This is a genomic window from Sphingobacterium sp. N143 (assembly GCF_030325625.1).
In the GTDB taxonomy this organism is placed as follows: Bacteria; Bacteroidota; Bacteroidia; order Sphingobacteriales; family Sphingobacteriaceae; genus Sphingobacterium.
This window is the reverse complement of the sequence record NZ_JACAIS010000001.1, coordinates 224717-240510: the sequence shown is the minus strand read 5'-3', so window position 1 is coordinate 240510 and position 15794 is coordinate 224717. Positions and strand designations below refer to the sequence as shown.

Genomic DNA, 15794 nt, shown 5'->3' with positions numbered 1-15794 from the left:
TTTTAAAATGAAATTACCACTTTTGTTGTTTTTATTTGATCAAAAGGAAGTTCTTTTTCTACCTCTTGTATTTTTTTACCTTTTTCCTTTATTTTTTGGAGAATACGGATTTGATTTTCATCTGCTGCCAGCAATGTACCCTCTAGTTTCGTGTTATCGTTCAGCTTGACCTGCACGGTACGACCTATGTTTTTTTGATATTGCCGAATATGGACAAAATTCGAATCGATCCCCGGAGAAGAAACTTCTAAACGATATGCGTTATCAATCACATTTTCTTCTTCCAGATGAAAGCCGACATGCCTGCTAACCTGCGCGCAATCATCAATATTGACGCCATTATCGCCATCCAAAAGAATCTCTAAAATTCTATTGGGACGCATCTTCACACTGACAATGAACAAATCCTCGCGATCTGCTATTTTTTCTTTGATGAGTTCGATGACCCGTTTTTCTACATCCTGCATTGTTCTGTATCCTAGAAATGCTAAATTAATTGTAATTAAAAAAAGGGGGCAATACGAGCCCCCTTCCTTTCAGATATGCAAATATAGTATTTTATAAAGTAAAAAACAAATCCTCTACCCTAAGTGGACATAATTTCTTCATTATTTTGAATTGTCCACAACCGCGTTAATTGTTTTTTGCATTTGCGCCATCATACTCGTCAATGTTTCCATCGTCGGTTCAGGAGTCGGTTCCGGCAATTGTGTGCTAATAAACGCCTTCGCTTTCCATACTTCCAAAATATCCGATGTTTCTACCCAGTAAGGCTCATATGTTTTATTGTCAGAAACCAATTTGAGTCCCTTGTCTTCTTTAAACTTAAAAGCAATACGCTTGTAGACAACGCCATCTTCTTTCGAAACCACAATATAGGTCTGCCCCGGCTTAATGTCATGCCAGTTTTCTACATACTCCGCAACAATGACCGAACCTGAAGGCAAGGGCAACATAGAGTCTCCCTTAATTTCAAAGGCACGGAAAGTCCCCTGACCAAACATTGGCAACGAAAATCGTGGCAACTCAGCGACATATTCCGGATCACCATAACCGTTTAAATAACCCGCACTTGCTTTGACAGGTACAAGTTCAATATTTTCCCGATCATTGGCATCAACTGTAACACTTAATACCCGGAGATTAGACGCATTGCTTTTGGGCACAGGTTTCCACTTATCATCAATCACATCATTCGCGAGCTCATCCATGGTCAGACCATAAAATTCAGCAATTTTCTTCAGCAATTCGTATTTTGGCTCTGCTCGATCTTCTTCATAAGCTCCAACAGAAGCCCGTTTAATCTCCATGATATCAGCAAATTGCTGCTGTGTAATTTTCTTTCCTTTTCTTAGGAATTTCAAGTTGGACGAAATATTTGACATCTTATTTTTTCAAAAAATATTTTGCAAAAACTAATTTTATTAGTAATATTGTGCCAATAAAATTAGTAAATAAAATTTAAACGTCCAAATAATTTAGCATTATGGGTAATTTTATCGTATATATATTGACAGACAACAACAGAAGACACGTTGAAATTGACTTCACTTCAAATATATTTAGCACGGTTATCGCCTTACAGCAGTCCAATAATTTTATTTTTCATCAGGGCCCGCATTTAAATCGGATGGTTTATAGCGAAGCATTTTCAAACCTTGAAAATGCCAAAAGAAAAATGGATGAGCTGAGAGGATTCACCAGAATGCAGCTTGAAAGAATTATCCGCAAACACAATCCCAATTGGAATAACCTCTACCCCCAACAACATCAGGTTTACCAAAAAAGAAATACTTCTTATGCAGCCTAAGCCTGCTCATCAAATCAATTTCCGTTACCACCAAAACCCTCTTCCACAAAAAAACCACCCAACTTATGTTCGATGGCTCTATTTTGTCTGCTATCCTAGCATTACTCCTGAGTGGCCTGCTCTAATACTGCATTATTTTCATGATGGATACCCTCAGTGCTCCCTGTGGTAGGCTCTTCAACTGGTCCAATGAATTCACCTTCCTCCGTCTGCTCATCCAAATTACTTGAATCACTTTGTTCTGGCTCAGGCTCAACATATCGCGGTGTCACACATTTATAAGATTTTGTAATCTCAACGGTAGGTTCGGGAAATTTACCTTGTGTATACCCCAATGCCTTATCCTTATACACAGCTTCCATATATACCCCAAAAATTGGCAGTGCAGTGCGCGAACCTTCTCCTGTATGGGAATTCGTAAAATGGATGCTTCTTTCATCACAGCCTACCCACACACCCGTTACTAAATCCTTGGTAATGCCCATATACCAGCCATCCACATATTCAGAAGAAGTACCTGTTTTTCCTCCAATCTGATTTTCCTTGTCAAACAAGTCCCATTCCCACAACCCCTGTGAGGTCCCCCGGGGTTCTTCCATTCCCCCACGCAACATATAGGTCATTAACCAGGCATCTTGTTTATTGACAACCTGCTTCCGTTCAGCCTGAAAAGTGGCAACAACATTGCCATCATGGTCGACAATTTTTGAAACCAGCACCGGTGTAAGGTGCTCGCCATGATTCATCATCGTGGCATAGCCATTCACCATTTCAAATACCGACACGTCATTGGGACCAAGGCCAACGGAAGCGACAGGATTAAGCTTACTTGTGATACCACAACGTTGCGCCGCATCCACCACTTTAGCAGGTGTAACTTTTTCCGTCAGCTGCACCGTCACTGAATTAATGGACCTTGCCATCGCATGCCTTAGGGACATTTCACGGTACGAGAAATTCCAGTCTGCATTTTTAGGCTCCCACACTTCAATTGAATCCCCCTTGTCAATTTTAATCGTTACAGGTTTATCCGTAATTTTATCACAAGGTGTCATCCCTGATTCTAAAGCAGCGAGATAAACAAAGGGTTTGAAGGTAGATCCTGCCTGGCGCTTGGCCTGCATCACATGGTCATATTTAAAGTACTGATGATTGATCCCCCCAACCCAGGCTTTAATTTCACCCGAATATGGGTCCATGGACATCATGCCTGCATTCAGCATCATCGCGTAGTATTTCAACGAATCCATGGTTGACATCTCCTTTTCAATCTTACCACCGTCTTTCCAGTTATACACTTCCATTTTTTTCTTCTGATTCAGGAAGTAATTGATACTGTCTGGATGATTGGCATATTTCTTACTTAAAAAAGTATAATAAGGTGTCTTCTTAGCTAAATTCTCCAAAAAATTAGGGATGACTTTTCCCGATAGATCACGCCAGGGTTCCTTCCCTGACCAGGTATTGTTCAGGCGCTGCTGCAATTCCTCCATCTGTTTGGCCACAGCCGCTTCAGCATGTTTCTGCAACTTGGAGTTTATCGTCGTATAAATCTTCAGCCCATCGGTATAAATATCGTAATCATTTTCTTCCGCCCATTTCTCTAACCATTTTGCCACAGCAGCACGTAAATAGGAATCGCCACCAGCATTGACATCCTGATTATTTGTATTCAAAATAATTTTGGCCTTGACAAACTTATCATATTCATCTTTTTTTAAAAAGCCCCCCTTATACATTTGGCTCAACACCACATTTTTTCGATCAAATGACTTTTCAGGATTCCGGATCGGACTATATAAGGTAGTCCCTTTCAACATACCGATCAATACGGCTGCTTCATTCTGATCCAGCTGATTGGCACCTTTGGAAAAATAGCGCTTAGCTGCTGTCTCGATACCATAAGCATTGTTACTAAACGAAACCGTATTTAGATACATCTCCAGGATCTGGTTCTTGGTATAGCGCTGTTCCAGTTTATAGGCAGTCATCCATTCCTTAAATTTGGTAATCACTAAACCAACTACCGGTATACGGGTCAGCAGCCCCCCAGATTTGTTATAACGGGTACGATAAAGATTCTTTGCCAATTGTTGGGTAATGGTACTCCCGCCCCGTTTATCACCCTGCAAGGTCGAAACAATACCCGAACCCAGGCCTAAAAAATCAACCCCATTATGACTGTAAAACCGCACATCTTCTGTAGCAATCAACGCATTAATAACCGTCTTTGGAATACTGTCAAATGGGATCGGATTTCTATCTTCATCAAAATAACGCCCTATCAGCACACTGTCTGCTGTATACAGCTCAGTAGAAATATTAAGGCTGGGCATAATGATCTCTTTTTTAGTTGGAGAATACCCAAATAGCCATAAAAAATTAAGTTGTATCGCACAGATCAGGATGACAACAGAATATAATGCAATAATGAAATAGCGAAGAAATCTATTCTTAATACGTTTAAACATAAATGGAAATTTATCTTATCTTCAACATACCGCATCAACAAAAGGTTTTGAATCCGTCCAATATGTCCCTATATATATTTTCTGGGGCTAAATATACAACTAAATAAATCTCCCGAACCAACTATTTACATTTTTTAACACTCAAAAACAAGCGCTTCACAGCCAAGTATAGACCTTGGAAACAAGTCCAAAAAATAGGAAGAGGCGTCCCTTTCAACAAATCTGATCATTGCATGTTGAGCATCACCAAAATACCACATCAGTCTCAACAAGTTAAATCGCGCGTTCCACAAATATTATACCTACTTTTTATTTATTATCGATTTTATTTTAAAATAATACTGATATTTGTTTAAATTTAGAGTAAACAAGTCAACTATTAGCATGTTAAAACAGACATTACAACAAAAGCTATTACAAAAACTGTCGCCGCAACAAATTCAATTCATCAAATTGTTACAAGTTCCGACGGTTTCATTAGATGCCAGAATTAAGGAAGAATTAGAAGAAAACCCGGCTTTAGAAGATGGTAGTTTGACTAACATGACCGATCCAATAGAAGAATATCCAGATAAAGACCCGGACGACAATTTTGATAATGAGGAAAGTTTTGACTCGGATGACTTTAGTTTGGAGGATTACATACAGGAAGACGATTATAAGGACTACGGAAATGGCTACGATTACGGTGATGATGATGATGAACGGAAAGAGATGCCAGTAGCTATCCAGCATTCTTTTTATGAACAGTTGCAGCAACAGCTGGATCTCTTAGCTTTAGATGACAAGCACTTTTTAATTGGTCAGCAGATCATAGGCAGTCTGGATGATGATGGTTACCTGCGCCGCCCTATCATTAACCTGGTTGACGATCTTGCCTTTGGCCAAAACGTCATGACAGAGGAGCATGAAGTACTGGAAATGTTAAAAGTGATTCAGGATTTTGAGCCTGCAGGGATTGGTGCCCGTGATCTACAGGAATGTCTTTTAATCCAATTACAGAAAAAAGATCCCAATAATCCGACGATCAAACTTGCCATCCGGGTTGTTGCCAATTACCTGGATGAATTCACCAAAAAACATTACGATAAACTGGAAAAGTCGCTAGGAGTCTCATCGGAGGATTTGAAAAATGTTGTCAATGAAATATTAAAACTCAACCCTAAACCCGGCGACTCCGGCGCAGTGGCAGGCAAACAGCTACACATTATACCCGATTTTCATATCAGCAACAATGATGGCACACTCCATCTGACATTAAATGGCCGTAATGCTCCAGAGCTCCGCATAAGCCGCGATTATCAGCACATGTTTGAGCATTATGAAAAATCGGATCAGAAGGATAAAAAGATGAAAGAAGCTGTGCAGTTTGTCAAACAGAAGCTCGATTCTGCAAAATGGTTTATTGATGCCATCAAACAACGCCAACAGACGCTACTGAAAACAATGAATGCGATCATGGAATATCAATATGATTATTTCCTGACCGGGGATGACCGTAAGTTAAAACCGATGATCTTAAAAGATATCGCCGACAAGATCGACATGGACATCTCCACAGTGTCCCGGGTTGCCAATTCAAAATACGTACAGACTGAATTTGGCACCTTCTTGTTAAAATCATTTTTTTCCGAAGCCATACAAACCGATTCGGGAGAAGAGGTATCCAATAAAGAAGTCAAGAAAATATTGGAAGAATGCATTGCCAAAGAAAACAAACGAAAACCTTTGGCGGATGAAAAGCTCACCGAAATTCTCAAAGAAAAGGGATACAACATTGCCCGCCGGACCGTGGCGAAATACCGTGAGGCATTGAATATTCCCGTGGCCAGATTACGAAAGGAGCTCTAAGAGCTCCTTTTTGTTTATACCCACGGTCAAATCTACGAGCCTGTACCGCTTATGGCAACATATCTTTATCGCTATTTGAAGAAGGACTTTAGGCTACATGTTCGCGGATTTAGCGGGCCAAAGCCAGAATATGAAGTAGAAAACAGACTCAAAAGAGCATCAAAATAGAGCAACGATAAATACGCAATTGGCCATATTAATAATTTCGGTAAAATTTTAGACAGGCTCTAAATTAAGAATAGTATCTTTGTACTGAAATTAAACATGCATAAAGGAATGAGCAAGGTAAAAGTAGGAGTTGTACAGATGAGCTGTACCGCAAACAAACAAGAGAATCTCGAAAAAGCTATCGCCAAAGTAAAAGAAGCCGCTGCAAAAGGTGCGCAAATTGTGTGTCTGCAAGAACTCTTTACTTCTTTGTATTTTTGTGATGTAGAAGATTATGATAATTTCGCATTAGCAGAGTCCATCCCTGGCCCCTCAACAGATGCACTTTCCACCGTCGCTCGAGAAGCGGGTGTTGTTATTATCGCTTCATTATTTGAAAAAAGAGCCGAAGGACTTTACCACAACACAACAGCGGTATTAGATGCAGATGGGTCTTATTTAGGAAAATACCGTAAAATGCATATCCCTGATGACCCTGCCTTTTACGAAAAATTCTATTTTACGCCCGGTGACCTGGGCTATAAAGTATTTCAGACAAAATTCGGAAGAATCGGTATTTTGATCTGTTGGGACCAATGGTATCCTGAAGCATCACGGATCACCGCTTTGATGGGGGCCGAGATCCTATTTTACCCTACAGCAATTGGTTGGGCTACAGATCAGGACGAAGAAACCAACAATGACCAATACAATGCCTGGCAGACCATCCAGCGATCTCATGCAGTGGCCAATGGCGTACCCGTTGTCTCTGTTAACCGGGTAGGCTTTGAGCAGAATGGCGCCATGAAATTCTGGGGCGGCAGCTTTGTAACGAATGCTCAAGGTAAATTACTTTACCTGGGCTCTCATGACCAAGAAGAAGTTGAAGTTGTTGAATTGGATCTTAATGAATCCGATTACTTTAGAAAACACTGGCCTTTCTTGCGGGACAGAAGAATTGAGACCTATTCACCAATCACCAAACGTTTTATCGACGAAGACTAAAATGGTATATTAGAAGCCATTTCAGATCAGTCACACCTTCGTGCTGTGGTCCCGGATCTGAAGTGGCTTTTTTACATCCTTGAATTAAAGTATGGAACAACAAAAAACATTCTCACCGGCATATTTTGACAATTCTCCAAAAAAACAAGGTTTTTCATTTCCTGCCGAATGGGCCAAACAGGATGCCTTATGGTTAAGCTGGCCCCATAAAGAAGAATCGTGGCCCGGAAAAATCGAAACTATTTATCAGCCCTACTGCGAATTTATCAAAGCTGTGGCCCAGGGACAGAAAGTGCGAATCAATGTTGTCGATGAGAAAATGAAAGCTTTCGCCATTGCCGAACTGACGAAAGCAGCTGCAGACTTCGAGCATATTGAGTTCTATTTCAATCCAACCAACGACGCATGGTGCAGGGACCATGGCCCAGCTTTTGTCATCAATAAAGAGACCCATCAAAAAGCAGTTGTTGATTGGGGCTATAATGCCTGGGGCGGAAAGTACCCTCCTTTTGACCTGGATGATGTGGTCCCTACCCGTATCGCCGAACATTTCAGCTATCCCTTATTCACACCCGACATCGTCATGGAGGGCGGCTCCGTCGAATTTAATGGTGCTGGTACCGTGATGACCACCACTGCCTGTCTGCTCAACAAAAACAGAAACCCACACCTGACAAAAGAACAAATTGAGACCTATCTAAAGGAGTTTTATGGTCAGGAACAAGTATTGTGGCTTGGTGACGGTATCGTTGGAGATGACACCGATGGTCATATTGATGATATTACACGTTTTGTCAATCACAATACCGTATTGACAGTCGTCGAAGAAAATCCAGAAGACGAAAATTACAGCATTCTTCAGGAAAACCTGGAAACACTCCGTTCATTTAGATTGCCGAGTGGTGAGCCCCTTCATATTGTCGAACTCCCCATGCCTTCAGCGGTGATCTATGATGACACGCGATTACCAGCATCCTACGCTAATTTCTATATCGCCAATGAGGTAGTCATTGTTCCTATTTTCAATGACGCTAATGACCAACGCGCATTAGATATCATCCAGGACTGTTTCCCAACACGTAAAGTAATTGGCATCAACTCCGTCGATATTATTTGGGGCTTGGGGAGCTTTCACTGTTTGAGCCAGCAGGAACCAGCACTTGATTAAGAGTGTCAATTAAAAGTTGTAATCCTAAAAATAGTAAAAGCTGTATATCCGAGTTATACAGCTTTTACTATTTTTAGACAACGATGACGTTTACACCAGATTTTTCCAGTGATTCCACAAAACCGTCACTTACCTTATCATCGGTGATCAGCACATCAATCTTATCAAAACCACAGATCCGCCCAAAGCTGCGTCTTCCAAATTTTGAGGAATCAGCCAGTACAACAACCTTTTGCGCTGTATCGATCATAATGCGGTTCAACTGGGCTTCTTGGGCGCTTGAAGTCGACACACCATATTCCAGGTCTATACCGTCCACACCCAGAAATAATTTACTGCAATAGAAATCATGCAGCAGATTTTCGGCATATTTACCGGTCACTGAAGTCGAAGTCTTCCGTAAGGTCCCTCCCATCTGCATAATCTCGACCGAAGGATATTTAATCAATTCCATGGCCACGTTCAAAGCAGAAGTAACGACGGTGATATTGCCTTTGGGTGAAATCTGCTTAGCCAGAGACTGCATCGTTGTTCCAGAGGCAATGATGATCGAATCGTTTTCTTCGATCATTTCAGCTGCCTTTTTACCTATCCGATTTTTATCATCCGAACGGAGCTTTTCTTTTTCAAAGACGGTACGATCGGTCGTATAAGGATTATACTGCGTTGCTCCCCCGTGTGTTCTGAACAGCAGTCCACTTTCTTCCAACAGGGTCAAATCTTTTCGAATAGTCACGGAGGACACGCCCAATTCTTCACACAGATCAATGACTTGAACTATGCCCACTTCCTTTAATTGCTTTAGGATATATTGATGTCTTTCTACATTTGTCATCGCTCAATTTTAATATGATTTAAATTTATATCAGCCGGCGGTTAAACATGACCAACATTCAGCAGCCTTCTCCGTCAAAAGACTCATTTTCCACAGAACGACATGATTTGCATGGTTACGCTGTAGAACTGATGTTAAAATAATAAAATTATTTAATTTATTTGTTCCTTACAAAAGCAAAACAGCTAAAATTCCCTTGGATCAGGAAAAAGATAACGATATCCAAGTTCTTTTTGAAGCAAATTGCCAGAGACGACTTTCTGAAAAGCAGGACCTGTTTCAAATTTCGTCGGCAGCGCAAAACCATACTTCCGTGCAGATGCCACAACCACTTCCATCTTCTTCGGATGAACGGGGGCCACAACATTGTAGATCAGATGTGCAAGATTGTTTTCAGCGGCTAATCCGATCAATTTAACCACATCATCAAGATGGACAAAATTGGCAGTCTGCTCCCCTGTGGCGCAGATGCGATTGGCAAAATATTTAGCAAACACACGATCCTTGCCGAATAGTCCCCCTAATCGATACACATGGGTATTGGAAAAGGCCAACATGGCTTGTTCTGCAAGCAACAGTTTTTCAGAAAATTCGGCCCGCTCGGCAAACAGTTCATCAAACACCGCATCCTTATCCGGATAAATCCCAATGGAACCCAAAAAGAGTTGTTTTGTCCACTTCAACCTTTCCAGAAACAGACTAATATTCGAAAAACGGTTTTCAAGCACAGAAACACTATTTTTCTGTGTCGCTGATATACTATTCAAGATAAAGTCGAATTGATCCGGTATCTTCATGTTTGGAAAATTTTCCCGATCAAAATCAATAATAAATGAAAAAATACCATCAGCTTTAAGCCGATGGTATTTTTCATATTGTGTCGTACTTGCCCAGACCTCATGTCCCTGACCTGTCATGGCTACTGCAAAAGATTCTGCCAGCCAGCCACATCCCAAAATGAGTATCCGCATAAACAAATCGATTAATAAGCTTTTGCAAACAATACCCGTTTATTGGAAGGCTTTCCGGTAAAGATACATACGCCGGCTTCCTCCTTCGCATCCAAAGGAATACAACGAATCGTTGCCTTTGTCTCCTCTTTCACACGTTTTTCCGTCTCTACTGTGCCATCCCAATGGCAGGAGATAAAACCACCCTTACCTTCCAAAACTTCCTTAAATTCATCATAGGAATTTACTTCAGTGATATGTGAAGCCCGGTAGTCCAGAGCTTTTTGGTAAATATTGTCCTGAATGCTGTCTAACAATTGTGCGATATGGTCAGCCAGTCCTTCCTGTGCAATGGTTTCCTTCGTTTGTGTATCCCGACGGGCCAACTCAACTGTTCCATTCTGCATATCTCTTGCCCCGACTGCTACACGCAAAGGGACTCCTTTCAGTTCCCACTCGGCAAATTTAAAGCCGGGACGTTGGGTATCACGGTCATCATATTTGACCGAAATATCTTTTACCTTCAATTCGTCCGTTAATTGGTTCACAAAACTGTCAATGTGCATTTTCTCATCTTCAGTTTTGAAAATTGGAACAATTACGACCTGAATAGGTGCCAATTTCGGTGGTAATACCAGTCCCTGATCGTCCGAATGGGCCATGATCAATGCGCCCATCAGACGGGTTGAAACGCCCCATGAGGTCGCCCAGACATGCTCCTGTTTACCTTCTTTCGAGGTGAACTTCACATCGAATGCCTTGGCAAAGTTCTGCCCCAAGAAATGGGAAGTTCCGGCCTGTAAAGCTTTGCCATCTTGCATCAATGCTTCAATACAATAGGTATCCAATGCGCCTGCAAAACGTTCGTTTTCTGTTTTCCGGCCCCTTATCACGGGTACGGCCAAGATTTTTTCCGCAAATGTCGCATACACTTCTAGCATACGTTCGGTTTCTTCAATAGCTTCCTCTTGCGTGGCATGCGCGGTATGCCCCTCCTGCCATAAAAACTCCGCCGTCCGCAGAAAAAGACGGGTACGCATTTCCCAGCGTACCACATTGGCCCATTGGTTGACCAGAATTGGCAAATCACGGTACGATTCGATCCAGCCGCGATAGGTATTCCATATAATGGTTTCGGAGGTAGGACGCACAATCAGTTCTTCTTCCAACTTAGCATCCTCATCCACGACAATCTTACCTGTGCCATCATTTTTCAATCTATAATGTGTGACAACCGCACATTCCGTTGCGAAGCCTTCTACGTGTGCAGCCTCTTTTGAAAAGAACGATTTGGGGATGAATAACGGAAAATAAGCATTGCTATGACCTGTCTCCTTAAATCTTTTGTCCAAGATTGCCTGCATTCTTTCCCAGATCGCGTATCCGTATGGTTTGATCACCATACATCCCCGTACAGCAGAATATTCAGCAAGATCGGCTTTGATCACCAGATCATTATACCATTGCGAATAATCGTCTGCACGGCTTGTAATTCCTTTACTCATATGAAATTGATAAATTATTGTAACATTATTACATTAAATTTCGTCTGTATTTGGTGTACGAAAAGCGTTCAATAAAAAATATTTGTATTTTTGATTACTTCGATTAAACCCCGCCACGAAATTTGCGTCTAAGATACTAAATAAGGCTGTATAATCGAAAATAACGATTTAGGATATTATGAAAAAAAATAGATTATTTATCGGAGCACTTGCCATTACAGGAGCATTTATGTTAGGTTCCTGCGGAACGAGCAGGCAAATCTATGGCGACGATGTCTATGGCAATAATGGGCAGGCTAGACAAAAAGTCTACCAAAGCCCAGATTACTATTATACTGATGTGGACCAGGTTCAACCCAATGAACAAGCACAGGGGGGATATTATGATGATGAATATTCTGATCAGGAATACAATGAGGATTCCTACCAAGACCTAGAATATGCCAATCGTATCAACCGCTTCTATTATGCTACTCCTGGGATGACCTATTTTGACCCATTCTTTGATCCATGGTATGGCTATGGTTTTGGAGGTTGGTACGGTTATGGTCCATCCTTCGGCATGGGCTGGGGCTGGGGTTCCGGATGGGGATCTTCCTGGTCCATTGGTCTAGGTTGGGGCTGGGGATCTGGCTGGGGCTGGGGTTCACCTTGGTATGGCTATAGACCATGGGGCGGCTATTGGGGTGCTGGTTGGTATGGTCCTGGTTACTGGGGTGGTGGCTATTGGGGCGGCGGCTATTGGGGAAATACAAGACCTCGCTATGCTTCTGCACGTTCATCCTATAGAGACAACTACAATGTACGTACTTCGTCGGCACGGACAAGAACCTCTGGCGGCTACGACCGCACAGGTGTAGCCCGTGATTCCAGAGGACGTATTACTTCTGTTGCCAGTGGAAGAACAAGAACATCCGACAGGTCCGTTACCCGCGGTGGCAGCAGCTACGACCGGTCCGGTAGAACAAGATCTTCAGGCACCATTTCAAATCGTGCTTCCAACGGTTCTAGAACCAGATCTGGAAACGCTTACCCAAGCTCACGAAGCTCTAGCGGTTACTATAATGGCAGCAGTTCCAGAACCCGGACAAATCCTGGTGTGTCACGTCCTATGGGGCGTTCGATGGAAACAAGAACACGCTCGAGCAATCCAGGTTCTACTTCAAGACCATATAGCCCACCTACACGGAACTATAATAGTGGATCGTCTCGCTCTTCTGGAAGCAGCATGAGTGGCGGTGGTTTCTCAAGAGGTAGCTCTGGCGGTGGTTTCTCCGGAGGAGGAAGTGCACGATCAAGTGGAGGACGTACACGATAGTTAAAAAGAGTATAAAGTCATAGCATGCATAAAACTGCATGCTATGTCATGATATATAGACGACACTTAACAATATGACAATCAAAAAATTACTTTTTGGAACTGCATTTTTATTTGGTGCAACAGGGATAGCACAAGCGCAATACTCAAAAGATGTCCTATTATTTTCTCAAGGGGATAATGGTGGAACGGCTCGTTTCAAGGCCATGGGAAATGCCTCTACCGCATTAGGGGGAGACATTAGCTCCATTACAAGCAACCCTGCCGGTCTGGGATATTTTAATCAATCGGATATATCCGTGACAGGAAGATACCTCAACAATAAGAACAAAACGGATTACTTTGGACAAAATTCAAATAGCAGTAAAAACAATTTCAATTTAGATAATGCAGGAATCGTTTTTCACTTGCCAACCTACCGCAATGGCGGGAATCTAGAAAAGGGCTGGTTAAATTTTAATGTCGGTATTGCATACAACCGAAATTACGTCTATAATAATCTATTAGAATACCGAGGTGTCAACAATACGAGTTCGATTACCGATGCCTATTCTGATCAGATCTCTAGTCCTAATGGCATGAATGGCTGGGGGCAGGAAATTTACAATAATTCATTGCTTTTTGATGTAGACCCGAAAAATGCGGGCGCCTATATCCCCATCACAGGCAGAAAAGATGGTTTTGATCAGGTGAATTCCATTCTAGAAAAAGGAAGCAAATCAGAATCAGTGCTGTCATTTGGAGCCAACTATAGCAACAAATTATACCTAGGGGCCTCTTTAGGCTTTACAGCATTCACCTATGATAATTCGAGCTGGTATACTGAATACGGTAGGACCATGAACGCCAACGAATTGAAACAAGTCAATCCAGAATCTGAATTTTTGAATCCGAAAAATGTCAAAAAACATGAAATGTTGGATAAGGACTATGAGCTCTTCGACGATTATGTTCAAGCGACAGATGGTACCGGGGTAGATTTCAAATTGGGTATGATCTACAAGTTTACGCCAACCTTCAGTATGGGTTTTACCGCCAAATCGCCCACTTTTATGAGTATCCGCGACGAGTCTTACAGTAATGCAGAGTTTCGTTATTTTAGACCTGACGAGGACAAGTCTTTTAAAGAATACCGTACGAGCGATGACGCAGGACATAGTTACCTGGAGTATAATATGAATACTCCCTATAGATTATCTCTTGGTGCCAGTCAAGTATTCTCCAAAGGCTTGATCACAGCCGACGTTGAATGGGTGGATTACGGAGCCATGCGCTTTAAGGATGTAGGCAATTATAGCAAAACGTTGGAGCAGAACATGAATCAGAATATCAAAGATACCTACCAAGGAGCTTTCAATGCCCGGATCGGTGGAGAGCTGTTGTTCGACAATGTTTTCAGTGGAAGAGCTGGTTTTAACTACAGTGGTAATCCATATAAAAATGCTGATTATACAAACTATACGGCTTCTTTGGGTGTAGGTGCAAAACTTAGTCGCGGCCTATATATAGATCTGACCGGCGCTTATAATGCAATCAATTATAAGGAAAGCCCCTATGTTATTGACGAGCAATATTGGAACACCGCAAGTCCGGTAGCTGATATAAAAAATCAACGTACCAGTGTTATGCTGACCATTGGTTCAAAATTCTAAAGTAATTTTTACATGAGCTTCAAAAAACGTCCAGAGAACCTGGACGTTTTTTTATGTTTGCCCTGCCCCCTATCTTTACCTGTATTTTTTCTGAAAGTGTTTGTTTTCAAAGGCCAGAAAGAACCTGCAGTCCGCTTTCATTACTGTTGGCGACCTGTGAAATCATGAAGGTTTTTTTAACCTGTCTGACAGTCTTTTCAGCTGGAAAAATCTTTCATCAAAGAGAAATAGACAACAAACTCTTTTGGATACCTCAACTTCGATTTGTATATAAAAGCAAGTTTATCTAAGTTTGTCATCTGGGTGGAAAATCACATGGCAAATCAAACAATCTCAAAAGCATTCGGTATTCTTTTTACTTATCCCATTTGGCGCATAGAAGTCGATGCCGAAAACAGTTTGATCGCCATAGAAACCAGAAATCCCGATGACACCTTTCCCTATTTCAATGTCATCACCTTTGGTGGTGATTTTATCGTCCAGGATTTTAAGGGAATTTCCAAAGAATGGATACTGGCCGGGATACAGTGCCAAAAATTAATTTTAAAAAAAATTTCAGACAGCTCCCCTATTGATGCCGGTGTTCATGTGATCGACTGTTATGATCCGGAAAAACAGGAAACCTGGTTCAATTACCTCTTTCTCAACCTAGTAGACAAAGGCCTGCTCCTGCGGCCCAAGATGATCGAACAGGGGCTAGAATTGTTTTTGAACCTCAGTACGATGACAATGGGGGACAAAAAAACCGCAGCTATTAAACCTTACGAAAGCAAGATAGTCTATCCAGTAATCTACAAGGGTGAAATACCCCATTTTTTGACAGACTTCATCATACATGATGACCTTTGGATAAATGCTTTGAATGACTATTTTATTTGGGCTTTCTATGAAAAAAATAAAGATAATCACTATCAAATCCGGATAGTTCGATCAACAAAAGACACCATGCTTGACTCCTTAGTTGCGGTTTCCCAATTGCAATTAAAGTTTTTCAACATCCATTTCCTCGTGAACAAACAAATATTTCTTTTGACAGATAATAAACGGGAGTTTGTTTCGTATTTAGTATAATTGCAAAATAT

Annotated in this window: 13 protein-coding genes; 7 read left to right on the top strand and 6 right to left on the bottom strand. The window is 41.6% G+C overall.

The window, feature by feature from the left end; translation table 11 throughout:
* Positions 1-2 precede the first annotated feature (2 nt).
* Complete coding sequence (gene rimP, locus HX021_RS00930) at positions 3-467, bottom strand: ribosome assembly cofactor RimP (RefSeq protein WP_286587593.1); 465 nt, start codon at positions 465-467, stop codon at positions 3-5.
* 141 nt (positions 468-608) lie between these two features.
* The gene (locus HX021_RS00925) at positions 609-1385 is read right to left on the bottom strand and encodes an XRE family transcriptional regulator (RefSeq protein ID WP_286587592.1); all 777 of its coding nucleotides are present in this window, start codon (positions 1383-1385) and stop codon (positions 609-611) included.
* Between the two features lie 101 nt (positions 1386-1486).
* Between HX021_RS00925 and HX021_RS00920 the strand changes: the two genes are divergently transcribed.
* Positions 1487-1810: a GIY-YIG nuclease family protein gene (locus HX021_RS00920; protein ID WP_286587591.1), complete on the top strand. Its 324-nt coding sequence runs from the start codon at positions 1487-1489 to the stop codon at positions 1808-1810.
* A gap of 101 nt (positions 1811-1911) precedes the next feature.
* On the opposite strand, the gene HX021_RS00915 is transcribed toward HX021_RS00920, so the two are convergent.
* Entirely contained in the window at positions 1912-4281 is a 2370-nt protein-coding gene (locus HX021_RS00915) for a penicillin-binding protein 1A (RefSeq protein WP_286587590.1), read from the bottom strand.
* A 384-nt stretch (positions 4282-4665) separates the two neighbouring features.
* On the opposite strand from HX021_RS00915, the gene rpoN reads away from it, so the two are divergent.
* The 3 genes from rpoN (at position 4666) to HX021_RS00900 (ending at position 8452) form a co-directional block, all read left to right on the top strand.
* A complete protein-coding gene (gene rpoN, locus HX021_RS00910; protein WP_286587589.1) occupies positions 4666-6132 on the top strand; it encodes an RNA polymerase factor sigma-54 in 1467 nt (488 codons plus the stop codon).
* Between the two features lie 276 nt (positions 6133-6408).
* Complete coding sequence (locus tag HX021_RS00905) at positions 6409-7284, top strand: carbon-nitrogen hydrolase (protein ID WP_286587588.1); 876 nt, start codon at positions 6409-6411, stop codon at positions 7282-7284.
* A 91-nt stretch (positions 7285-7375) separates the two neighbouring features.
* On the top strand, positions 7376-8452 hold the full coding sequence (locus HX021_RS00900) for an agmatine deiminase family protein (protein ID WP_286587586.1): 1077 nt from the start codon (positions 7376-7378) through the stop codon (positions 8450-8452).
* A 73-nt stretch (positions 8453-8525) separates the two neighbouring features.
* Here HX021_RS00900 and agaR read toward each other — a convergent pair whose 3' ends face one another.
* From agaR to proS, 3 genes are all read right to left on the bottom strand, one after another.
* Positions 8526-9287 carry a transcriptional repressor AgaR gene (agaR, locus tag HX021_RS00895; RefSeq protein WP_286587584.1) on the bottom strand — a complete coding sequence of 254 codons (762 nt, stop codon included), beginning with the start codon at positions 9285-9287 and terminating at the stop codon, positions 8526-8528.
* 185 nt (positions 9288-9472) lie between these two features.
* The gene (locus tag HX021_RS00890) at positions 9473-10258 is read right to left on the bottom strand and encodes a Rossmann-fold NAD(P)-binding domain-containing protein (RefSeq protein WP_286587583.1); all 786 of its coding nucleotides are present in this window, start codon (positions 10256-10258) and stop codon (positions 9473-9475) included.
* Positions 10259-10269: 11 nt separating this feature from the next.
* Entirely contained in the window at positions 10270-11742 is a 1473-nt protein-coding gene (gene proS / locus HX021_RS00885) for a proline--tRNA ligase (RefSeq protein ID WP_286587582.1), read from the bottom strand.
* Positions 11743-11920: 178 nt separating this feature from the next.
* On the opposite strand from proS, the gene HX021_RS00880 reads away from it, so the two are divergent.
* From HX021_RS00880 to HX021_RS00870, 3 genes are all read left to right on the top strand, one after another.
* Positions 11921-13060, top strand: a complete 1140-nt coding sequence (locus tag HX021_RS00880) for a hypothetical protein (RefSeq protein WP_286587581.1) — start codon at positions 11921-11923, stop codon at positions 13058-13060.
* Between the two features lie 74 nt (positions 13061-13134).
* A complete protein-coding gene (locus tag HX021_RS00875) occupies positions 13135-14712 on the top strand; it encodes an OmpP1/FadL family transporter (RefSeq protein ID WP_286587579.1) in 1578 nt (525 codons plus the stop codon).
* A 315-nt stretch (positions 14713-15027) separates the two neighbouring features.
* On the top strand, positions 15028-15783 hold the full coding sequence (locus HX021_RS00870) for a hypothetical protein (RefSeq protein WP_286587578.1): 756 nt from the start codon (positions 15028-15030) through the stop codon (positions 15781-15783).
* The last annotated feature ends 11 nt before the right edge of the window (positions 15784-15794 follow it).